This is a genomic window from Shewanella oncorhynchi, assembly GCF_012584455.1.
Lineage (GTDB): Bacteria > Pseudomonadota > Gammaproteobacteria > Enterobacterales > Shewanellaceae > Shewanella > Shewanella oncorhynchi.
Genome location: NZ_JABAEB010000002.1, coordinates 496665 through 519411, shown reverse-complemented (window position 1 = coordinate 519411; position 22747 = coordinate 496665). Strand labels below are relative to the sequence as shown.

Genomic DNA, 22747 nt, shown 5'->3' with positions numbered 1-22747 from the left:
CACCAGCTCACCAGCTCACTAGCCATTTCAATTACTGAATTCTTTGTCGATCCTAGGATTTCTCATTTTGTTCTCGTCCTATTGCTTAATCCTGCGCATAACTAGACGCCTGAGGTCTACCTCAGGTAGCACTGTTACTTATCTTTTAAGATAGCTGTTCCATACACCAACCGTATTGTTAGGCACTTCTCTGTGTTGGTATCTAGGGGGCATTTAAGTTGTCAAAACCGATGATTTAATTTGCTGAATTGAACCCATTCCTCTTCTTCAAACAATGTCTTCAGAACAATATTCTTTTTATTTTGCCACTTAGTCAGATGGCAGTAGCTTGGATTGTTAAATTTGCATATTTTTTCACTTGGTTTATTCCTATGCTCGTTGTTTTCAATTTAGGAATCATTTTTTAGCCTAAGATATCACTTCAGCTTAAATCCAATATTATGCTTGTTTTACTATGGAATATTGAATTAATCGCTCGATTTATGAGGATTAATAACTTGCTGTCTGTGGATTTACTTAATATTGGTAAGACCAATTTACACTGATATGGTTTTTTTGTTATCAATTGGTTATGTTCGTAGCAGGTTGAGTTCAGCTGGTTTTCTTGTTGTGTGATTAGTTAGCTTTGAAATGTGATTTTTTATTCGATTTTTCTGGTTGGTGGTCGCTATGTGTCTGTTTACGGAAGAACCATCGTTTGTGAGCAGTTCATTTGATGAATTTTGAACTTGTAATGCGATAGCGATGATTTTGGGGCAATCGCGCTGTTGATAGGGATCTAGAGAGGAAGGGGTAGGGGAGCTATGGAGGATGTAACACAATCTTTATTGGATGCCGTTGGCATTATGTTTTTGGGGATGGGCTTAGTTTATTTATTTTTAAGTGTACTAATCCTTGGGATTCATTTGGTTGCGCGTTGGTGTGCAGTCGATGCTGCATCTGCACGTTTTGCTAAAAATCATGCTAAGAGTCAGCAGAGGGTAGCGGAATCTGATGCTAAACCTTTAGATCCAAGCTTGGTCGCTGCGATTTCACTAGCGGTAAAGCAGTATCGTTCACAGATTAAGTAATGGGGAGCAGTATGACTTTTGTATCTAATTCTACGACAGCAGTGGCTAAGCCATTATTTTTAACTGATGTCGTATTGCGGGACGCACATCAATCCATTTTAGCGACGCGCTTACGCATTGATGACATGTTACCGATAGCGCCACTACTCGATAAGATCGGCTTCTGGTCACTGGAATCTTGGGGCGGGGCGACTTTTGATGCCTGTATTCGTTATCTTGGTGAAGATCCCTGGGACAGAATTCGTGAGTTGAAAAAGGCAATGCCTGATACGCCGCAGCAAATGCTGCTGCGTGGCCAAAACTTATTAGGTTATCGCCATTATGCCGATGATTTAGTCATGCGTTTTGTTGAGCGTGCCCATACCAATGGCGTCGATGTATTTCGTATTTTTGACGCAATGAATGATGTTCGTAATCTCGAAACTGCGGTGAAAGCGGTGCGCCAAGTTGGTGGCCATGCGCAGGGGACGATCTCATACACCACAAGTCCAGTGCATACCATAGAGACTTGGGTTGATATGGCAAAACGTCTCGAAGATATGGGATGTGATTCTTTGTGTATCAAAGATATGGCGGGGTTGCTTAAGCCGATGGAAGCGTTTGAGCTTATCAGTCGACTCAAATCCCAAACGCAACTCGTGTTATCTATGCATTGCCATGCGACGACAGGATTAAGTACCGCCACTTATCAGAAAGCCATTGAAGCGGGTATCGATGTGCTCGATACGGCAATTTCGTCGATGAGTCAAACCTATGGACATACTGCAACTGAAACCGTTATCGCTATGGTGGAAGATACTGAGCGTGCAACGGGTTACGATATGGTGTTGCTTGAGGAGATTGCCGCTTATTTCCGTGAGGTGCGCAAGAAGTACGCTAAGTTTGAAGGCGCGCTGAAAGGCATCGATTCGCGGATCTTACGTGCACAAGTGCCTGGTGGCATGCTGACCAATATGGAGAGCCAACTAAAGGAACAAGGCGCGGCCGATAAGATGGACTTGGTCTTGGAAGAAATTCCCCGCGTGCGTGCTGACTTAGGTTTTTTGCCCTTAGTGACACCTACATCGCAGATTGTCGGCTCGCAGGCGGTCATTAATGTGTTGATGGGTGAGCGTTATAAGTCACTGACTAAAGAGACTGAAGGCGTGCTTAAGGGCGAATATGGCACGACACCTGCGCCAGTCAATGCCGCATTGCAAGCGAGAGTCTTACAAGGAGCCGAAGCCATTACATGTCGCCCTGCTGATTTATTAACGCCAGAGCTGGCTAAATTACGGCTTGAGTTAGCTGATAAAGCACAGGAACAAGGCATTCGCCTATCTTCAGAGCATGACGATGATGTGCTGACATATGCACTCTTCCCACAAATAGGATTGCAGTTCTTAAAGAATCGTGATGATCCGAGCGCCTTTGAGCCTAAACCTGAATTGACTTCGGTACTTGCTGCTTCTAATGCTGCGGATCGTGGTCCTGAAACCTACACGGTAACTGTCGAAGGGCAAGAGTACGTAGTTGAAGTCGCCACAGGCGGTGAGATCTCGCAAATTCAGCCACAGGGCCAAAGTGTTCATGCTGTGCAAGTTGTGACTGAGAGTACAACACCTGCAACAAGCCATGGTGAAATCAGGCTTGAAATGAGCGCGCCTTTGTCGGGCAACATCTTCAAAGTGCATGTTTCTCCAGGCGATAGAGTGTGTGAAGGCGATGTCGTGATCATCCTTGAGGCGATGAAGATGGAAACTGAAATTCGTGCACAGGGCGATGGCATTATCGCTAAGATTTGGGTGAAAGAAGGTGACTCAGTGTCTGTGGGTTCTCAATTACTGGCCTTGGCGTAGGAGTCATAATGGAAGGTTTAATAGCTTTTTGGGCCGAGACAGGTATCGCTCACTTTACTGGCGGGCAAGTGTTAATGATGGCCGTGGGCGCTTTGCTCTTGTATCTCGCCATCGTGCGTGGATTTGAGCCTTTGCTATTGTTGCCCATTGGTTTTGGTGCAGTGCTGGCGAACATTCCCCATGCGGGATTTACCGAAGAAGGTGGCATGCTGTATTACGCCTATCATGTGGGGATTGAGACTGGGGTGTTCCCACTGTTGATCTTTATGGGCGTCGGCGCGCTGACCGACTTTAGTGCCTTAATTGCCAATCCTAAAACTCTGTTGTTAGGGGCGGCTGCGCAGTTTGGGATTTTTGCGACACTGATTGGCGCAATCGCGCTGAACTTAGTGCCGGGATTTGAGTTTACCATGAAGGATGCGGCGGCCATTGCGATTATTGGCGGTGCCGATGGACCAACGGCGATTTTCCTTGCCTCAAAACTGGCGCCTGAGTTATTGGGTGCGATTGCGGTAGCGGCCTATTCCTACATGGCGTTAGTCCCTATTATTCAACCGCCGATCATGCGGTTACTGACAACTCAAGCCGAGCGCGAAATTAAAATGGAGCAGTTGCGCGAAGTCAGTAAGAAGGAAAAGATCATTTTCCCTTTGATGGTACTGGGATTAACGATTCTCTTCCTACCTGCAGCCACGCCGTTAGTGGGTATGTTTTGTCTTGGTAACTTGATGCGCGAATCGGGCGTGGTGGATAGATTATCGAAAACGGCGCAGAACGAGCTTATCAATATCGTTACGATTTTCTTAGGGTTAGCTGTCGGTTCTAAGTTATCTGCCGATCAATTCCTGCGGCTTGAAACCTTAGGAATTTTGGTATTGGGAGCTTTAGCATTTGGCATTGGTACTGCTGCAGGTGTATTGATGGCAAAACTGATGTGTAAGTTGTCGGGTGGTAAGATTAATCCGTTGATTGGTGCCGCAGGGGTGTCGGCTGTACCTATGGCAGCACGAGTCGTGAACAAGGTTGGATTAGAGGCCAACCAACACAACTTCTTGTTAATGCACGCCATGGGTCCCAATGTGGCGGGAGTGCTAGGTTCTGCTGTGGCTGCGGGGATTTTACTTGCCGTGCTGGGTTGATGACAGAGTGGGTTAACTGATTGGGCTTGACTGAGTGGGTAAATTTAGCGGGTTTATCTTCGAATTTATTCTAGTCGTTAACGCTGTTTTATCACTAAGGCCAACTCAGTATTGAGTTGGCTTTTTGTTAAGTCACTAATTTAGAAAATGAATCCTTGGTATTAACCTAAGCCGTTAACCAGAGTAATGCCATAAGGATTAAAATCAGCCCGCCACCTATACCGATAATGTAGATAAAACCTCGTCGGCCTTGTTTTAGTGTGAGTTTGTTGGCTTTTAAAAATAACGCCCAAAACAAACATAGGATCAGCGGGATAAGGAAGAGTCTCGTCATTGTCTGTTCTGCTAAAGTGTGAGTTAGAGTGGTTTTAGAGTCTAACAGCTTGATCTTATTTGAGTAACTTATTTTGCAGGAGATGAGGACTGTTAGGGTTGATTGGGGCTTTAAAGCCGACGGATTAAAGGCCGTTTGCAGGATAATAAAAAAGACCGCCGAAGCGGTCTCTTACTGTGGTCAATGGTACTGATGATTTAGCTTAATACTTTTTATACAGTATTGTTATTGCTACGAACTTACTGGTGTAACGTCTTGATTGTCGTTCGAATAGAACTGTACTTCATCGAGTTCATTTTCGGATTTACCAATCACAACAGCAGTCATCATATCGCCCGTCACGTTAGTTGCTGTGCGGATCATATCGATAATACGGTCAATCGCGGCGATAAAGGCAATGCCTTCTAGTGGCAGACCAATCACACCTAAGGTGACGGTTAACATCACCATCGCACTTCCTGGTACGCCAGCGGTACCAACAGAAGCCACTGTCGCAGTCACGGCGATCATCACATAGTCCAGTGTGTCGAGCGGAATATTGTAAATTTGAGCGATGAAGATAGCGGCTATCGCAGGGTAAATACCCCCACAGCCGTCCATATTCATGGTCGCACCTAATGGCATCACAAAGGCACTATAACGCTTTGATACGCCCATGGTTTCGACTGCGCGAGTACTCGCAGGTAAAGTACCAAAACTTGAGGAAGTACTAAAGGCGACTAACTGTGCTGGCATAGCTTTACGGAAAAATTGCAGTGGGCTTAAACCACCAACAAACTTCACTAACCCGCCATAAACGAAGATGATGTGGATAAAGGCGGCAATGTAGATAGCCCCGATAAACTTACCTAAAGGTAGTAGAGTCGATAAACCGTATTCACCGACAACCCAAGCCATTAAACCAAACACACCGATAGGGGTTAGTTTTAAGACCATGCGAGTCAGTTGGAACATGACTTCAGCACCTGCTTCAATGGTGCGTTTTAATGGCTCTGCTTTCTCGCCGACTTTATTGATAGCTATACCTACCAAAGCTGCAAACACGATAATTTGCAGTACATTGCCTTCAGCGAGTGAAGCAAAAGGATTGACAGGGATCATGTCGAGCAACACTTGTGCGAAACCGGGAATATTACGCTCGCGTACTTCAGTCGTTGTGAGTTGCATGGTGCCACCCATGTCGATCATTGAGCCCACAGCTAAGCCGATCAGAGAGGCGATTGTGCCTGTCAGCATGAACATACCCAAAGTTTTCAAGCTCAGGCGTTTCAGACTGGTTTGCGAGTTGAGCGATGTGATACTCACGACAATGGCACAAAATACCAAAGGCGCGACCAACATCTTAATGGCCCCAATGAACAGATCACCTAATGGTTTTAGCACTGTGGCGTTTTCACCTAAAATAACGCCAACGAGCGCACCTAAAATAAAGCCTGCTAAGACTTTTTGCCAAAACGGAATGCGGCTAATGGTTTGAAGGATCATGCATATTCCAGAAAAATAAATTAAGAGTGAGCCAATAGGCCTGCGATGATAGGATTCGTATTTAACGAGTTGAGCGTGATGTTAACGCGCGCTCAGTCATGCGCATGGTTATTGCCTGCCATAGTTAACTATTGTATCGACAGAGCTAGGGTTATAACAAACCGTTTTTCTTATAACTTATTGTGATAAGTGAGTTTGTTGTAAAAAGATTAAGTTAAACATTCAATTAACCCATGGCAAACCTCATCACATTGAATACAAAAAGAGAGATTTATCATTGAGTAAGCCATTATGACTGAGTTAGGCATTATGTTCTCCGGCGCTTTTTTAGCGGCGACTTTGTTACCGGGGGGATCTGAAGTCTTACTCGTGGCGCTATTAAACAAAACTCCAGAGGCTTGGGTTGCGCTGGTCGTGGTGGCCAGTATTGGTAACACGTTGGGCGCGATGACTAGTTTCTATTTAGGCCGCTTAGGTCGCCTCGCAAAATCACCAGAAGCGTTAGCGACAGGTAAACACGCAAAGGGGCTCACCTTGATTGAACGCTACGGCGTGTGGGCGTTGTTACTCTCATGGGCACCGGTTGTCGGCGATATTCTCTGTTTATTGGCGGGTTGGTTGAGGCTACCGCTAATACCTTCTTTGGTGATGATTTTAATCGGTAAAACAATTCGTTACTTAATTGTTGCCGCTGCCGTGCTGCAATGGATGGCATGATGGCGCTAGGATGCATTTAATGGTCAAGGGCGGGGAGTGTTTTTCCGTTTAGACTGAATTTACTGTATAGATAGGAACTTAGTGTCAATTTTGCGAGTCATAAATCCCAATGCTTAATCATTTAAGCGCACTATGACTAAACGCAGCACTATGATTATGAAGCTGTATTTTTGGCCCATTGATGTATGAGGGGAATGTTTTGAAGAAATGGATATTAGCGGTCGCAATTTCTGCCGCACTTGCGGGTTGTGCATCTGAAACGACTACGGCGAACTTGCCCGCAGGCGTTAAACTTATCGAAAATGTGCAATTGGCCGATTCGCAAGTAGGGATCCCCTACAAAAAGTACCAATTAGCCAATGGGTTAACGGTTATTTTACATCAAGATGATTCCGATCCCTTAGTGCATGTTGACGTCACTTATCATGTGGGCTCTGCTCGCGAATTAGCTGGGCGTTCGGGATTTGCGCATTTATTTGAACACATGATGTTCCAAGGCTCGCAGCATGTTGCCGATGAACAGCATTTTGAAGTGGTTACCGAAGCCGGTGGTACCCTAAATGGCACGACCAATACCGACAGAACCAATTACTTTGAGACAGTACCCAACAATCAATTAGAAAAAATGTTGTGGCTCGAGTCGGACCGTATGGGCTTTTTGTTGCCCGCACTCACTAGTGAAAAATTCGAAGTGCAGCGCGAAACCGTCAAAAACGAGCGCGCACAACGTATCGATAATCAACCCTATGGCCGCATGAGTGAGCGTTTTAGCCAAGCTATGTATCCTGTCGGTCATCCTTATTCTTGGCCTGTAATTGGTTGGCCGGACGATCTTAATCGCGCCACGGTTGACGATGTTAAACACTTTTTCCAACGTTGGTATGGTCCTAACAATGCGACCTTGACCATAGGTGGCGATTTCGATGAAATGCAAACCTTAGCTTGGGTCAATAAATATTTTGGTGAAATCCCCCGCGGTCCAGAAGTCTCGTTAGAGCAAAAGGCGCTGGTTAACTTAGACAAGACGCGTTACCTCTCCATGGAAGATCAAGTGCACTTGCCTTTGATCCGTATTGGTTTTCCAACTGTATACGCTAGACATTCAGATGAGGCCGCGCTCGATCTGTTAGCCAATATTTTAGGTGGTGGTAAAACATCCTTATTATATAAAAACTTGGTGAAGGACGGTTATGCGGTGCAGGCTAATGTGAGTCATCCTTGTCAAGAGCTTGCGTGTCAGATGTCGATTTATGCTTTAGCCAATCCTGAAAAGGGCGGCAAACTGGCGGATCTGGAGCAACGTATTCTCGACTCGATTAAGGAGTTTGAGCAACGTGGCGTTACCGATGACGATCTGCAAAAAGTCAAAGTGCAGTTTGAGGCTGATACTATTTATAGCCTGCAGAGTGTTTCTGGCAAAGTGTCGACTTTAGCGATGAACCAAACGCTGTCGGGCAATCCGAACATGATTGCCTCAGATCTGAATCGTTATGCCAATGTGACCAAAGACGATGTGATGCGCGTGTTTAAGCAATACATTAAAGATAAACCTATGGTGGTTATGAGTGTGGTGCCGCAGGGAATGACGTCACTTATTGCCCATGCGGATAACTTCACGCCTGCAACGTTGCCGATTGCACACTCTGCGGTAGAGGGGGATTTGCCCAAGCCTGAACTTGTTTCAAGTTTTGATCGGACTAAGATGCCTGCATCTGGCGTTGCACCTATGCTAAAAGTACCTAAAATTTGGACAAAAACCTTAGCCAATGGCATCGAAGTCATGGGCACTCAAAGTACTGAAACACCAACAGTTGAGTTAATTGTTTATCTCAATGGTGGCCACAGACTCATACCCGTCGAAAAAGCAGGCTTAGCAACGCTGACTGCGGAAATGCTTAATGAATCGAGCCAGAAGCGCAGCAGTGAAGCACTATCACAAGCCTTAGAAATGCTAGGTAGTAGTGTCGACTTTAGTGCGTCTGAATATCAAAGTTCGATCAAAGTATCGGCTCTGACAGCACATTTAGATGAGACGCTGGCGATTATGGAAGAAAAGCTGTTTCAGCCAGCATTCAGCGAAGCTGACTTTGCGCGAGTGAAACAGCAGCAATTACAACAGATCCAGCATATGCAGTCCGATCCTAGCTATCTGGCTGATACGGCGTTGTCGTCCTTGTTATACGGTAAAGACAATGCGTTAGGTGTGAATGATCTTGGCACGCTCGATTCTGTCGCGGCGCTTACGTTAGCCGATGTAAAAGCGTTTTATGCCCAGCAGTATCAAGGCGGCAACGCTAAAATTGTCACTGTTGCTAATTTATCTGAATCTGCATTGCTGCCTAAATTAGCGGGATTAAACCAGTGGAAAGGAGAAGCAGCTGTGGTACCGCCACTTAAGCCACTCCCTGCATTAAAAGGCGGCACAATTTATGTGATTGATAAACCTGGTGCGGCGCAATCGGTAATCAATATTGCCAAGCGCGCATTACCTTACGATGCCACAGGCGATTATTTTAAATCCTATCTGATGAATTATCCGTTAGGCGGCGCATTCAATAGCCGTATCAACCTAAATTTACGTGAGGATAAAGGTTATACCTATGGTGCTCGCACTCGTTTTACAGGCGGTGCTGAAGTGGGCGATTTTGTCGCATCAAGTAACGTTCGCAGTGACGTGACGGCGAAAGCACTCATTGAGTTTGTAAAAGAAATCAGTGCTTATCAGCAGCAGGGTATGACAGATGCTGAACTTGCCTTTATGCGTAATTCAGTCTCTCAAGGGCAAGCCCTTGATTATGAAACACCGTATCAAAAAGCGGGCTTTATGCGGATGATCCAACGTTACCAATTGAGTCAAGATTTTACGACTCAACAGGACAAGATCATTAATACTGTAACAAAAGATGAACTCAATGCCCTCGCGGCTTCCGAGCTAGATATCAATAAAATGGTGATTCTGGTGGTGGGAGATAAAGCGACAATTGAAGCGGATTTAGCTGTATTGGGCTATCCAATTGAAACTTTAGTATTGTAAATTAGTATTTCGCCCTTATATAGGTAGATAGACGGGGGCATTAGTTAACGACTATTTGCCCTATATTTACCGGATTTACATCGAAAGACGGTGACAGCATTAGCTGTCACCGTCTGCTTTTAATCATACAAGGTGTGAATTTGGCTTGCCCCACAGACAGGTTTAGATTTATTTTGAGGCATATTTTGCAAGATAAGCCTCAAAATAAAGGTCTGACTGTTAACCTTGTCGCGATAGCGAATCACCAATTAGAGAAGCGCAAATTGAAGTCATTCAATGAATTAGTACAACATCTCTCGGACGCCAATGGGCGCACCGCACTCTTGGGTATGTTACGTGGCATAGAACGTGAGGCGTTGCGGATTGATGAGTTTGGTTATCTCGCTACAGACTCGCATCCCGAAGCCTTAGGCTCGGCGTTAATGCATTCACGTATTACGACGGATTACAGTGAAGCCTTGCTCGAGTTTATTACGCCAGTAAATCACAATGTTGAGCAACTTCTCACTGGGTTAACTGAGACTCATGCCTTCAGCGTGCGCCACTTAAATGGTCAGCGTTTGTGGCCCGTGAGCATGCCTTGCTATGTGAAAGATGAGCAACAGATCCCCGTTGCCCGCTATGGCTCATCGAATACTGGCATGATGAAAACCTTGTATCGTAAGGGGTTAACCTATCGTTATGGTGCCCTGATGCAGATCATCTCTGGGGTGCACTTTAACTTTTCGGTATCGCAAGAATTATGGCAAAGCCTGTATGAGTTAAGTGATAAAGAGTTAACTTACGATGATTTTATTTCCGAATCCTATTTCGGCTTGATCCGTAACTATCGCCGTTTAGTGTGGGTACTACCTTATTTATTTGGTGCCTCGCCAGCGTTATGTAGCTCCTTCATTAAAGATCAAAAAACCGACCTCAAGTTTGAAAAAACGGGCCATGGAACTCTGTATCTGCCCTATGCTACTTCGTTGCGTATGAGTGATTTAGGCTACACCAACAAAGAGCAAGAAGATCTAAATATCAGCTATAACTCTTTGCCTGAGTATCTGGCTGGCGTGAATGCTGCCACTAAAATGCCTTCAGCAAACTTTGCGAATATCGGCGTTAAAGTCGATGGTGAGTATCGTCAACTTAATGCCAATGTATTGCAGATTGAAAACGAGTTCTACTCGCCAATCCGTGCGAAACGGGTCACACGTAGTGGCGAGAAACCGTCTGAAGCTTTGGCCCGTGCTGGGGTGGAATACATTGAAGTGAGAGCGCTGGATGTTAATCCATTTAGCCCAGTTGGCATTGAGGCGACACAAGTGCGTTTCCTCGATTTATTCTTACTCTATTGTTTATTAACGCAGTCGCCTAAGTCTGAGGCGAGCGAAGAGGCGAGATTAAGCGCAAATCTTAAAGCTGTGGTGCTTGAAGGCCGTAAACCAGGGCTTGAGTTATTAACTGCAGACGGTTCACGTTCGCTTAAATCTTGGTTAGAAGAGTTGTTTGATGCCTTGCAACCTTTGGCTGTATTGCTCGATGGTGAGGGGACGGATTATCAAGTGGCTTTGGCCCATTGGCGTAAAGCGGCTGAAGATCCGAATTTAACCCTGTCGGGACAAGTACTTCAAAACGTGATCAACAAGGGCCAAGATCATGGTCAGTGGGTAATGACGTTAGCGCAGCAATACTACCAATACTTTATCGATTATCCCTTGTCGAGCGAGACCATAGCGCAGTATCAAGCTGAAGCATCCAGTTCGCTTAACAAGCAAGCTGAACTAGAGGCGGCGCAGAGTGCAGTTTCATTCGATGATTATCTGGAAGATTACTTTGGAGTGAAGCCGTGAAAGAGGGGTTATTCTCTTTCACTGGCCTACGTGCCCGCGCAGCTTTGATTGTGTTCAGTGCCTTGTTATCTGGCTGCGCCGCGTCACCTGAAGACCCACTGGGCTGTGGTACTGTGTCGGGTTATTTGCAGCCCGATGCCAGTACTCACTGGTATCGAGTTGTGGTGACCCATTTAAACGGGCAGGCAGTCGTTTCTAAGCCTAATTATCAGTTAGCGCCTGGCGAATATGAATTTACCGTTGCGGAGCTGATTGATGATCCAAGTTTGTCAGTCACGCTTGCCGCGCGGACACCCAAAGTATTCAAGCTCAATGTCGAAAGTCATCAGCGTTATCATATCGGTGCGTTATTTCACACCGATAAGCGCTATATGGGTAAAGACACTGCGTATTGGGAACCCGGCGTGTGGCAGCAAGAAGATCATGAGTGTCAGTTTGAGCTGAGTCCCGAAACGAAATAGCCAAAGTGTTAAGTTCAAGTGGTAAGCCAGCAACATACGATTTAAGTCATATTGATTTAGCCCCTAGCGTTGAGATCTTCTAAGCGCAAAAAGGCTTTTTATGCTTGCCTCAGCCTGAGTCTATGACATCATGGCGCGAGCTAACTCTCCAAAGAACATGATATTAATGAATAAATCCTCCGTTATCTTACTCTGCGCAAGTCTCGGCATCTTGTCAGGTTGCGCGACATCTCCGCCTAAGTCTCCCGAAAATTTGTGTGAGATATTTCAAGAACACCGAGATTGGTACGATGCCGCTAAAGATGTCCGTGATAAATGGGGTGTGCCAGTGCATGTGCCGTTAGCTATGATGTATCAAGAGAGCTCATTCAAGCACAATGCCGCGCCACCGATGGAATACTTTTTAGGTTTTATCCCTATTGGCCGTGCCAGTGATGCTTATGGTTATGCGCAGGCTAAGACCATGACGTGGGATGATTATGTGCGTGAGACGGGAAACAGTTGGTCGAGCCGCAGTGATTTCGATGATGCCTTGGATTTTATGGGCTGGTTTATTAGTAAAACCCATAAGATAAATGGCGTATCTAAATGGGATGCGCGGGCGCAGTATCTTAATTATCACGAGGGCTGGGGCGGTTATCGCCGTGGCAGTTATAAATCTAAGGCGTGGTTAGTGAAAGTGGCGAACAAGGTGGATGCGAGGTCGAAACGCTACGCGGCTCAATATAAAACCTGCCAAGAAGATTTAGATTCATCTTGGCTGTGGCGTTTATTTTTGGGTTAAGATTACGTTTTTATATCATTGTCAGCCACTTAAGTGATAATGGCTGACTGTCGGTGTTCAATTTAGATATTTAATCGAGATAGCTAATCGAGATAGTAAACTCAAATCTTAAACTCAGATATTCAACTCCGACGCTTACTGATTGTTGATATTAGCCTTTTGACATCGGCTGCAGCAACTGACTTCAATTGATTTATTGCGCTTTCACTGCGAAGGTTTCTAATGCCTGAATGGCTTTTTTCTTCGCACGCTTTTGCTCATACATAGCATGATCTGCAGTCTTAAAGGATTGATACCAATCGGCTTCGAAGGGGGCAATACCAAAACTAAAACCTAGGCTAAGCTCTGAACCTTGATTCAAGGTTTTGCGCATATCATCTAAGTCCTGTTCAATTTGAGCTAACGGCCCATGGCATAAAGCGACAAACTCATCGCCACCAAAACGGGAAATAATGCCTTTATTTTGCCAATAGGTGAGCATGGCGGTGGCTGTTCGCTTGATGGCAACATCACCCATCTGGTGCCCATAGGCATCATTAATGGACTTGAGATTGTCCATATCGATAATAATTAAAAAACTGCCTAAGTGAGGTTTGTGCTGCCAGTGGTGCAGTTCATCTTCAAAATTCTTTCGATTATAAAGTCCTGTTAATGGATCAAAATTGGCGAGTTTAGTGATCTGCAGTGACTTCTGATAGAGCGCAATGGCATTGCTAGCTTCGTGAGTTAGGATAGAGACAAGATTGCGGTCGTAATCGCTAAAGGCGCCAAGGCTACTGCTATCGAGATTGAGCATGGCATACAGTTTGCCATCAATACGAATAGGGCTAGACAGGGTTGAGCGTATCGGCTGCTTCGACACTGAGAGTAACACTTTTTGATCATCTTCCGTTAAGGTGCTAGCCGCATTGATATTCTTCATATCATTGATGACCACCACTTGATCGCATCTCCCTTCAGTGAGTCGATATTCAAAAGTTTGCTCTAAGGTAAAATCCAGTTGTCTGAGCTTTGCTAAATCGAGCCCCACGACAGATTCAAAATACAGTTTATTATTCACCTCGTTGATTTTAATGATGCTGCCCATTTCGGCACCATTAATCACGTACACGGCTTTATTGAGTAAGGCGTCCAGAAAGGCATGCTCATTTTTATAATGGCTCGAGAGATGGGCGAGTTCATAGATGGCATCGTTGATGGTGACGACTTGCTCTAAATGCTGCCATAGTCGAGTTAAACGACCCTGATGCAAATAGTAAATTAGGCTGTAGGCAAAAATATAAATGATGCAAACAAACAGTAAGGGCAGGATAGTCCAATTTTCTGTGGGTGCATTAAAGATAAACAGCAGGATGAATAGACATATCGGCACTATAAGCAGTAGCAGATGATAGCGATAATCTAAGCGATCTATGGTCTTACGTTTGAAATTATCCCTTAATTTCACTCGACTATTCCTTTATCTGTGTCATTGCTAGTAATCATTGAATGCTATACATCACTAACGTATTCACACTGAGTTCAGTTAAGTATATAACGAAAATTGAAATATAAACTGATATGAAACTGTGAACAATTTCATATCAGTGATTTTGGTACTAAATACTGAATTAACGCGAATTTTCTGCGTATTCGGCCAATATCCAAGCTAATGGTGCTTGGTATTGGATTGGCATCCAAGTTTGCAGTGCGGCTATGCTCTGGTTGAGCACAGTTTGATTTGGCACTGATAGGTTTAAATGTCCGACTTTACGACCCGGGCGAACTTCTTTGTTGTACCAGTACAACTCAGCATTGGGCAAACTTAACCAGCGAGGGTCATTATCGATACCGATAAGGTTGACCATAACACACTGAAAATTCACTTGTGGCTGTGGGATCGCAATTCCGCAAAGTGCTCTAAGATGCAGCTGGAATTGATCCATATGGGTTCCGGCTTGAGTCCAATGGCCAGAGTTGTGCACTCGCGGCGCCAGCTCATTCACCAATAACTCATCACCAACACGGAAGCATTCCATCGCCATCACGCCAACGTATTCAAGCTCGTGCATAATGGCGCTGAGCATAGCTTCGGCTTGGGCTTGTAAGGGGCTTAAGCGTGCCAGTGGCGAAATCGACGCCATTAAAATGCCGTCCTGATGCAAGTTCAGCGTCAGCGGATAAAACACACATTCGCCTTTGCGAGTACGCACGCCAACCAATGATACTTCTTCATCAAAATTAATCGCTTGCTCAGCAATCGCAAGGTTACGCCAATCGTTTGGAATATCACCCGCTTCGGCTTCTTTTAGCCAATGTTGACCTTTACCGTCATAACCCCCAGTACGGCGTTTCATCAAGACTCTAGGACCATAGTGCTGATACAGGGTATCGACTTGGGTGTTATCGTCAACTAAGGTCCAAGGCGCTGTGGGAACACTGAGCTGGTCGAGTAGACTTTTTTGGCTAAAACGGTCGGCTAAACGGCTAAATACCGGACCATTAACAAAATGGGGGTGTGAGCTGAGTTGTAAACTCAGGGCGGACTCTGGCCACTGTTCGCGCTCGGCGGTAATAATGTCGTGGGGCGCGAGTGGTAGAATGTCATCCGTAGGCGTCATGATATCGACGGCGTTAACTTCAATCGCTAATGGCTCACCAGCGTGGGTCAACATGGCGCCCAGCTGACCATTACCTAATACCCAAACCTTAGGTTTAGTGTTTGTCTGGGTCATTAGACTTCCCTCGGGTCTGGATTGTCCAGTACCGCACGGGTCTGTTCTTCTCTGAAAGCGTCAACACGAGCCGCTAATTCTGTATCGTTATTCGCAAGGATTTGGCAGGCCAATAATCCCGCATTGAATGCGCCCGCTGTACCTATGGCTAAGGTGCCGACGGCGATGCCTTTTGGCATTTGAACGATAGACAATAAGCTATCCATACCTGACAGGGCTTTACTTTGGACTGGTACACCTAATACGGGTAAGCGAGTTTTAGAGGCGATCATACCGGGTAAGTGCGCTGCACCACCGGCGCCACCAATGATGATTTTAAAACCACGTTCGGCGGCAGAGGCTGCAAACTCCATGAGTTTATCTGGCGTTCTATGGGCGGAAACCACTTCAACATGATAAGGCACTTGCAGTTTATCCATTATCTCAGCGGCGGCTTCCATCGTGGGCCAATCACTTTTAGAACCCATAACAACAGCAACAAGGGCTTGCATGATAACTCCTTAACTCACTAATTTTAATTATATTTTGACCTTGTTTCAGGTCTAGGTACAGTTGATGCTTGTCTAGCCGTCATCGGTAGCTAGCATCATGGCGCTGAATAATACCATGATCCTAGCGATTTCTGCCCGTTTTTGCGTGTGAAAAAACGTCTTTCGCGGCGATGAATAGGTGAGGTGATGGAGCAATAAAAAAGACCAACACTGAGGTTGGCCTTTGAGATAAGTCAGCAACATTAAGCCCTGAGATCGTGCTACTGGTTTACTGTGTCTGCTTCTCCGCAGTGATTTCAGTTTGCTGAGTGATAACTGGCGCTTCTGTCATTGCCTCACGTAGGGTCGAGTAAAACTTCAATACACCTTCAATTGGCTGGATCTTCGCTCTCGCCAGTGTTCGGATGGGCTGGAACTGCAGATCGGCGATAATGAGCTTAGTCTTATTCGCTTTGCATTTTTCAATCAGCTTCGTCAGTGCGGCTAATCCTCCCGCATCCAGAATAGATACTCCATCGAGATAAAGCACTATCACTTGTTTATCTTCGGTGAGACTCGCGATTTCGGAGAAAATGCGGTCAGCAGCAGCGAAGAATAGCGGCCCGTTAATTTTAAGGACAGCCCAATCGGCAGGTAGCTCTTGATCCACATAACGCTTGTTGGTGCTGATATCGTAAAGCTTTGTCATCTCGGCAATTTCTTTCATAAACAGTAAGGCAGCAAGGATAATTCCCACACTGATGGCTATCACCATGTCGAAAATAACCGTTAATGAAAAACAACTGACAAAAACCATGATATCGCTGGTGGGCGCAGTTTTAATTAAATGTAGTGCCTTGTGGGCTTCACTCATGTTCCAAGCCACAACAAGTAGCAGGGCTGCCATGGCTGACATGGGCAAATAAGCTAATACGCCCGCTAAGGCGACTAAACCAATTAAGACTACTATGGCGTGGATCATGGCCGCTATCGGGCTCTGAGCTCCCGCTTTGACGTTTGCCGCGCTACGGGCAATTGCTGCCGTTGCCGGAATACCACCAAAAAACGGCGTGATGATATTACCTATACCTTGCCCTAGTAATTCACTGTTGGCACTGTGACGTTTACCTGTCATGCCATCGAGCACCACTGCACAAAGTAGCGATTCAATTGCACCTAACATGGCAATGGCAAAGGCGGCTGGTAATAAGGCTTGAAAGGTCGCGAGATTAAACTGAAAGGCTTGGCCATTCGCGCCAGCTTGCAGCCAAGGCCATTCGAAACTGGGTAATACGGCAGGAATTCCCATGCCTGTGGTGCCATCACTCAGTTGATAGTGAAAACGGGTTCCTATGGTTTCTATATCTGCACCCATGGCATTGAGAACCAAGGCGAACATAGTGCCGAGTATAATAGCTGGAAGGTGCGCTGGCACGGGTGTTTTGAGTTTTGGCCAAAGTAGCATAGTCGCTAAGGTCGCGGATGCTACCAGTAGGCTAGGTAAATGCACCGAGGGTAGGGCTTGAGCTAATGTCATCAACTTAGCCAGATATTGCTCTGGCATCTGGGCTATATCGAGTCCGAAAAAATCTTTGAGCTGCAAGGTAGCGATGACGACACCTATCCCCGCGGTAAAGCCTAAGGTAACGGATTCAGGGATATACAAAATTAATCGGCCAAGTCGCAGCATTGCCATGCCGACGAGTATCATTCCGGACATCACAGTCGCGATTAATAATCCTGCTAAACCAAACTGTTGGGCTATCGGATAGAGCAATACTACGAATGCCGCTGTCGGGCCTGACACGCTATAACGTGAGCCGCCAGATATGGCGATAATAAAACCGCCGACAATCGCAGTGTATAAACCGTATTGAGGTGCAACTCCACTGGCAATGGCTAATGCCATTGCTAACGGTATGGCAATAATGCCGACAGTGAGACCTGCAAGAAGATCTTGCCCAAAACGTTTAAACGAATACTTATCCTTCACGCAAGCTTCTGTGAGTGCGTGGGCGATTCTTAGGGAAAACAAATGAGCTGAGTGTGACACGAGTGGGTCCCATAGCGAGGCGAGTAACAAGCTTCTATTTTAGTGACCTGATACAAGACGCAGTGTGAGCTTGATTGCAAAAACGATTGAAAATACTTTGTTTTGTATAAATAGTGTGCTTGGAGGCTGTTTGATTCTCATTTAAGAGTGGTTTGTAAAATATTTTGATACTTTAACCCTTTTAGTCATTTGCGCCGTTTACAGCCTTAGGTCAACATCAAAGGCATTCAACATGAAAACAATATACTCCCAGAAAACCATTGCACATTCCTTATTACCTTGGGGAAACGCCAGCATATCGGCGAGCAATAGCGCAGCTTTATTCTTAGTCATGCTGAGTTTAACGGCCTGTGGCGGTAAAGGCTCTGAGGCTCAACAACGACAAGCGGAGCTGCAAGCCGAACAGAGTCATAAAGAAGTGTCACTGCGCCGTGCTGAAATGCGTGATGCTACTCAGATTGAGATGGCCAGAGTCGCGGCGCCGATGCAAATGTCTACCCATGGTGCAGTGATGGGAATGAACATAGCCCCAATGCCGTCAGACTATGCCGCGATTCCGTTAGCACAAAATAAATTCGAGCCGCTGGTGCAAAATGGCATCATGGTGGCAGGAGAAATCCCAGTATCGACTTTTTCCATCGATGTCGATACTGGCAGTTATGCCACCTTAAGGCGGATGCTGAGGGAAGGGCGCTTGCCTGAGAAAGGCACTGTCAGAGTTGAGGAAATGCTCAATTATTTTTCCTACGATTATCCCTTACCTGCTAAAAATGCCGCGCCGTTTAGCGTTACGACAGAGCTTGCTCCATCCCCTTATAACGATGACATGATGCTGTTACGGATTGGTCTTAAAGGATATGACTTACCTAAATCTCAATTAGGCGCGAGTAACTTAGTCTTTTTGCTCGATGTGTCAGGTTCTATGGCATCTGCCGATAAATTGCCTTTACTGCAAACTGCACTCAAGTTGCTGACGGCGCAATTAAGCGCGCAGGATAAAGTCTCTATTGTGGTTTATGCAGGGGCTGCTGGTGTAGTGCTCGATGGCGCGTCGGGGAATGACACTCAAACTTTAACCTATGCGTTAGAGCAATTGAGCGCAGGTGGTTCAACCAATGGTGGGCAAGGAATCACACAAGCCTATCAATTGGCGAAAAAGCATTTTATCCCCCATGGTATTAATCGAGTCATCCTCGCGACGGATGGTGATTTCAACGTTGGTATGACAGATTTTGATGATTTGATTGCCTTGATTGAGAAGGAAAAAGATCATGGTATTGGCCTGACAACCTTAGGGTTCGGTTTGGGAAATTACAACGATCAACTCATGGAGCAATTAGCGAATAAGGGCAATGGCAACTATGCCTATATCGATACCCTGAATGAAGCTCGAAAAGTGCTGGTGGACGAGTTAAGTTCAAGCTTGTTCACTATTGCTAAAGACGTCAAAGTGCAAGTGGAGTTTAATCCGGCCTTAGTGTCTGAGTATCGTCTAATCGGTTATGAGAATCGTGCTTTAGCACGGGAGGATTTCAACAACGATAAGGTGGATGCGGGCGAAATTGGCGCGGGTCATACAGTGACTGCCTTATATGAATTAAGATATGTTGAAGCAGGGCAGATGGCGAATGATAAACTCAGATATGGCGTTGATGCTCAAACGGGGCAAGAAAAATACAGCCGTGAAGAAATCGCTTTCCTTAAACTGAGATACAAGCTGCCAGAGCAAACACAGAGCCAGTTACTGAGTTATCCTATCAGGTTAGACCAAAATGTTAAGCTGTTAGAACAAGCGAGTGATGATTTTAGATTTGCAGCAGCGGTTGCAGGATTAGGGCAATTACTGAATGGCAGCCATTATCTACATCAATTTGATTATACTAAGTTAAGCCAGTTAGCACGTTCGGCATTAGGGGACGATCCTTTTGGATATCGCCATGAGTTTGTGCAATTAATGGAAACCGCCGCGGCCATAGAGCAATCTAATCATGTGCCGATTAAGAAGGTATTCGATGGTACGGATAAACCTTTTCCTCCCCAAGATAAGCTTCATGGCGAGCCAGTGAGAGACAAGAGCAATACGCGCAATGAGAGATTACAATAGTAAAAGTAAATTCGTGGGGCTAACCCCAATGATGAGGAATTTCCCGTGGCATTAGCAATAGCGCAATTATCAAACCATGAGCACTCAGATGAGCAATTGATGTTGTGCTATGCCAAGGGCGATTCAAAAGCATTTGAACAGTTATACCTGAAGCACAAAGGTGCACTCTATCGCTATTTTGTACGCCAGTTAGGTGATAAGCAGTTAGCTGAAGATTTGTATCAAGAAACCTGGGGGCGGGTGATCCGCGCTGCGGCTAACTACGAAGCCAGTGCTAAGTTTACTACCTGGTTGTATCGTATCGCTCATAACTTATTGATTGATCATGTGCGGGCGGTTAAGCCCGTGGATTTAGTCGCTACTGATGAAGATGATGTAGGACTCGATACTTTTGTGGCGGGTGAGCAAGATAAACCCGATGTGCAGTGGCAAGAAGCGCAAAAGAGCTTATTGCTAAAGACCTGTATCGCACTGTTACCCCAAGTTCAGAAAGAGGCATTTATCCTGAATATTGAAATGGGTTTTACGGCTGCCATCATTAGCGACATTGCGGGCGTGACCTTAGAAGCGACTAAAAGCCGTATTCGTTATGCTTACCAAAGCCTAAAAGATTGTGTCAGCGCGAAATGGCAGGAGGCGGGTCATGAGTAATTCTTCTTCAAGTGCTGATGAGCGCGCATTACAACAGGAAGTGCTGGCTTGGTATCGCCAGCAGGCCTTAGAGGTTCCACCGCGGCAACTCGATCAAGATATCTTACAGCTGGCGCAAACTCACTTAGCTGAAATGCATCAAAGCAAAATAACCGCCGTTGAAGCGCCAAGTTCCGTCTGGCGACGCCATCCTTGGGCGTTATCGAGCGCGGCATCGTTAGTGCTTGTTGTTGGTCTGCTGGTGCTGAATCGACCTCAAGTCGAAGATGCACTTGCTCCAAGTCCTATGGTGATGAGTGCCCCTGCGCCACAAACGATGGCAAGAATGGCTGATACTGAAGCGATGCAATCTTTAAACATGCAAACAGAAGCCGTGGCTGAACATAAAAGACAGACGGAAATGCAGCAAGCTAAAGCCGCATTGGGAGCAACTGAGCAGCAGGATGCAATTAGCCCCGCTATCGCTGCAAGGTCTATGAATGCACCAAAATTATCTGAGTCTGCTGAAATCAATCAAGTGTCATTGACTGAGTATTTACATCGGTTACAAGTCCTTATCGAAGCGAAGGAGACTGAGCAAGCATTCGTGCTGGAACAAAAACTGCTCAAGGATTACCCGTATCTTGCAGTTAAGGATGTCGATGAAGCGCAGCTAATCGAATCGCAGCAAGTATTAAGACTTGAGTTTAAAAAGCTACAACAGCAATTACATCAGCTTGCCAAATGACTATGTGGTTGTGGTATTTACGAATAAAAAAGTGATTAGAAATCGCAAAGTGGTGAGATAAACAGCTAAATTTCCCTGAAATATGCCGAGACGTGCTAATGTTTGTGGTCTGTTTACTGTTTGGTATGTGATTTACTTGATCAACATCATAAAGTGAACAGGTTTTAGCCTGTTATATTGGTGTTAGTTCACGACTTGGCTAGTATCAATAGTCAGACCCATATTCAGGAGGCATTATGCTTAAAAGACTCATGCATGATCATAAACATATAGCTGTATTGCTAAATGTTTTAAAAAACAAGCAGATGAAACTATCCGAAGGTGAGTCAATCAACTTCAGCGTCGTGCGCGATATTGTTGAATATATGCAAGGATATGCTGAACGTTGCCATCATCCCATTGAAGACATTATTTATGCCTACTACCTAGCCCATAAAACGAACGATACTATCGATAAATTGAGTGCCGAACATGAGTCGGTGATCCAATCCTCGGCCACCTTGATGGCGACTTTAAACTTGATCCTCAGTGATATTGTGGTTGCACGCGAGAAACTGATTGTTGATTTTGCAGAGTATGTCGCATTGCAAGAGCGACATATGCAGATGGAGGAACGGGAAATATTTCCTTTGTTAGCCAAAAGTTTAACTGAGCAAGATTGGCAAGTTATTGAGTTAGAGTGTCAGAAATCGCTGATCGATGATCCTTTGTTTCTTGATCGAGAGCAGAAAGAATTTGAAGATTTACGGGTTTATCTCACAGCGTCTGACTAATACTCTTTAGTTTATTGGGCCCATGTTGTCGGCTTAAGCTGGTGTTTTTATACAGCTAAGGAGCACATCTTTTATTCAGACAGCTATGTCTCGTGAGCCAAAGTTGGTTGGGATTTGTAAAGTATTATCGGTGTCGATGACGTTCGGTGCCATCGTAAGCTACTGTTGTTGATTTATTTTTTAAAATTCCTGCTCGTAAGACCATACCCCGCTTATATTCTGTTTGCTCCAATAGTTGTAAATAAAAAAAGCGCCGAAGGGCGCTTTTCTATTCATGTTTGAAATGATAACTAGCTCATATAAACATGTAATTACAACTGGATAGCATCAATGTCGTAGTTAAAGTTATTATCGATTTCTTGGAGTTCTTTGAGCAAACGATGCTTATCTTTTAACGCTTCGATCTCACGCCATTTACGTTTTTTATTGGAGCCTCGCGAACGATCGGGTCTTTCAACGACTTCATCTAGCGCACAACCATAATCTAAACGATCCATGGCAACCTCCTGTTGTTGTATGTTTTGTCAGCGATTAAATAACATATTTTTAAAACAGGGT

Annotated in this window: 19 protein-coding genes; 12 read left to right on the top strand and 7 right to left on the bottom strand. The window is 45.3% G+C overall.

The features are described from left to right. The first annotated feature begins 803 nt into the window (after nucleotides 1–803). From HGO26_RS04485 to HGO26_RS04475, 3 genes are read left to right on the top strand one after another with little or no spacing between them, the layout of a single operon-like run. Nucleotides 804–1070, top strand: a complete 267-nt coding sequence (locus HGO26_RS04485) for an OadG family transporter subunit (protein WP_168823576.1) — start codon at nucleotides 804–806, stop codon at nucleotides 1068–1070. Between the two features lie 11 nt (nucleotides 1071–1081). Continuing rightward, entirely contained in the window at nucleotides 1082–2908 is a 1827-nt protein-coding gene (gene oadA / locus HGO26_RS04480) for a sodium-extruding oxaloacetate decarboxylase subunit alpha (protein WP_168823574.1), read from the top strand. 8 nt (nucleotides 2909–2916) lie between these two features. Further along, entirely contained in the window at nucleotides 2917–4047 is a 1131-nt protein-coding gene (locus HGO26_RS04475; protein ID WP_168823572.1) for a sodium ion-translocating decarboxylase subunit beta, read from the top strand. Nucleotides 4048–4213: 166 nt separating this feature from the next. Here the strand turns inward: HGO26_RS04475 and HGO26_RS04470 are convergent, their stop codons facing one another. Beyond that, complete coding sequence (locus tag HGO26_RS04470) at nucleotides 4214–4381, bottom strand: hypothetical protein (RefSeq protein ID WP_168823570.1); 168 nt, start codon at nucleotides 4379–4381, stop codon at nucleotides 4214–4216. Nucleotides 4382–4612: 231 nt separating this feature from the next. Continuing rightward, the gene (locus HGO26_RS04465) at nucleotides 4613–5866 is read right to left on the bottom strand and encodes a dicarboxylate/amino acid:cation symporter (RefSeq protein ID WP_168823567.1); all 1254 of its coding nucleotides are present in this window, start codon (nucleotides 5864–5866) and stop codon (nucleotides 4613–4615) included. 291 nt (nucleotides 5867–6157) lie between these two features. On the opposite strand from HGO26_RS04465, the gene HGO26_RS04460 reads away from it, so the two are divergent. The 5 genes from HGO26_RS04460 (at nucleotide 6158) to HGO26_RS04440 (ending at nucleotide 12697) form a co-directional block, all read left to right on the top strand. Continuing rightward, nucleotides 6158–6583 (top strand): YqaA family protein, encoded by a 426-nt coding sequence (locus HGO26_RS04460; RefSeq protein ID WP_168823565.1) that lies wholly within the window; start codon nucleotides 6158–6160, stop codon nucleotides 6581–6583. A 181-nt stretch (nucleotides 6584–6764) separates the two neighbouring features. Next, nucleotides 6765–9617, top strand: coding sequence for a M16 family metallopeptidase (locus HGO26_RS04455; RefSeq protein ID WP_168823563.1), 2853 nt, complete (start codon nucleotides 6765–6767; stop codon nucleotides 9615–9617). Nucleotides 9618–9802: 185 nt separating this feature from the next. Next, nucleotides 9803–11452, top strand: a complete 1650-nt coding sequence (gshA, locus tag HGO26_RS04450; protein WP_168823561.1) for a glutamate--cysteine ligase — start codon at nucleotides 9803–9805, stop codon at nucleotides 11450–11452. Beyond that, on the top strand, nucleotides 11449–11913 hold the full coding sequence (locus HGO26_RS04445) for a hypothetical protein (RefSeq protein WP_168823560.1): 465 nt from the start codon (nucleotides 11449–11451) through the stop codon (nucleotides 11911–11913). The genes gshA and HGO26_RS04445 overlap by 4 nt, the downstream gene beginning before the upstream one ends. 166 nt (nucleotides 11914–12079) lie before the next feature. Then, a complete protein-coding gene (locus HGO26_RS04440) occupies nucleotides 12080–12697 on the top strand; it encodes a transglycosylase SLT domain-containing protein (protein WP_168823558.1) in 618 nt (205 codons plus the stop codon). A 193-nt stretch (nucleotides 12698–12890) separates the two neighbouring features. On the opposite strand, the gene HGO26_RS04435 is transcribed toward HGO26_RS04440, so the two are convergent. From HGO26_RS04435 to dauA, 4 genes are all read right to left on the bottom strand, one after another. Beyond that, the gene (locus tag HGO26_RS04435) at nucleotides 12891–14144 is read right to left on the bottom strand and encodes a GGDEF domain-containing protein (RefSeq protein WP_106649726.1); all 1254 of its coding nucleotides are present in this window, start codon (nucleotides 14142–14144) and stop codon (nucleotides 12891–12893) included. Between the two features lie 163 nt (nucleotides 14145–14307). After that, nucleotides 14308–15411 carry a 5-(carboxyamino)imidazole ribonucleotide synthase gene (purK, locus tag HGO26_RS04430; RefSeq protein ID WP_168823556.1) on the bottom strand — a complete coding sequence of 368 codons (1104 nt, stop codon included), beginning with the start codon at nucleotides 15409–15411 and terminating at the stop codon, nucleotides 14308–14310. Then, complete coding sequence (purE, locus tag HGO26_RS04425) at nucleotides 15411–15902, bottom strand: 5-(carboxyamino)imidazole ribonucleotide mutase (RefSeq protein WP_168823554.1); 492 nt, start codon at nucleotides 15900–15902, stop codon at nucleotides 15411–15413. The genes purK and purE overlap by 1 nt, the downstream gene beginning before the upstream one ends. A 268-nt stretch (nucleotides 15903–16170) precedes the next feature. Continuing rightward, entirely contained in the window at nucleotides 16171–17934 is a 1764-nt protein-coding gene (gene dauA, locus HGO26_RS04420) for a C4-dicarboxylic acid transporter DauA (RefSeq protein ID WP_168823552.1), read from the bottom strand. Nucleotides 17935–18166: 232 nt separating this feature from the next. Here dauA and HGO26_RS04415 point away from each other — a divergent pair, with 232 nt between their 5' ends. From HGO26_RS04415 to HGO26_RS04400, 4 genes are all read left to right on the top strand, one after another. Beyond that, nucleotides 18167–20038, top strand: coding sequence for a vWA domain-containing protein (locus HGO26_RS04415; protein ID WP_168823549.1), 1872 nt, complete (start codon nucleotides 18167–18169; stop codon nucleotides 20036–20038). Between the two features lie 45 nt (nucleotides 20039–20083). Continuing rightward, the gene (locus HGO26_RS04410; RefSeq protein ID WP_168823547.1) at nucleotides 20084–20689 is read left to right on the top strand and encodes a sigma-70 family RNA polymerase sigma factor; all 606 of its coding nucleotides are present in this window, start codon (nucleotides 20084–20086) and stop codon (nucleotides 20687–20689) included. Then, nucleotides 20682–21416, top strand: coding sequence for a hypothetical protein (locus tag HGO26_RS04405; protein ID WP_168823545.1), 735 nt, complete (start codon nucleotides 20682–20684; stop codon nucleotides 21414–21416). Before HGO26_RS04410 ends, HGO26_RS04405 begins: the two co-directional genes overlap by 8 nt. A gap of 236 nt (nucleotides 21417–21652) precedes the next feature. Continuing rightward, nucleotides 21653–22189, top strand: a complete 537-nt coding sequence (locus tag HGO26_RS04400; protein WP_105249947.1) for a hemerythrin domain-containing protein — start codon at nucleotides 21653–21655, stop codon at nucleotides 22187–22189. Between the two features lie 311 nt (nucleotides 22190–22500). Here the strand turns inward: HGO26_RS04400 and HGO26_RS04395 are convergent, their stop codons facing one another. Continuing rightward, entirely contained in the window at nucleotides 22501–22686 is a 186-nt protein-coding gene (locus tag HGO26_RS04395) for a DUF3545 family protein (protein ID WP_006080618.1), read from the bottom strand. Nucleotides 22687–22747 lie beyond the last annotated feature (61 nt).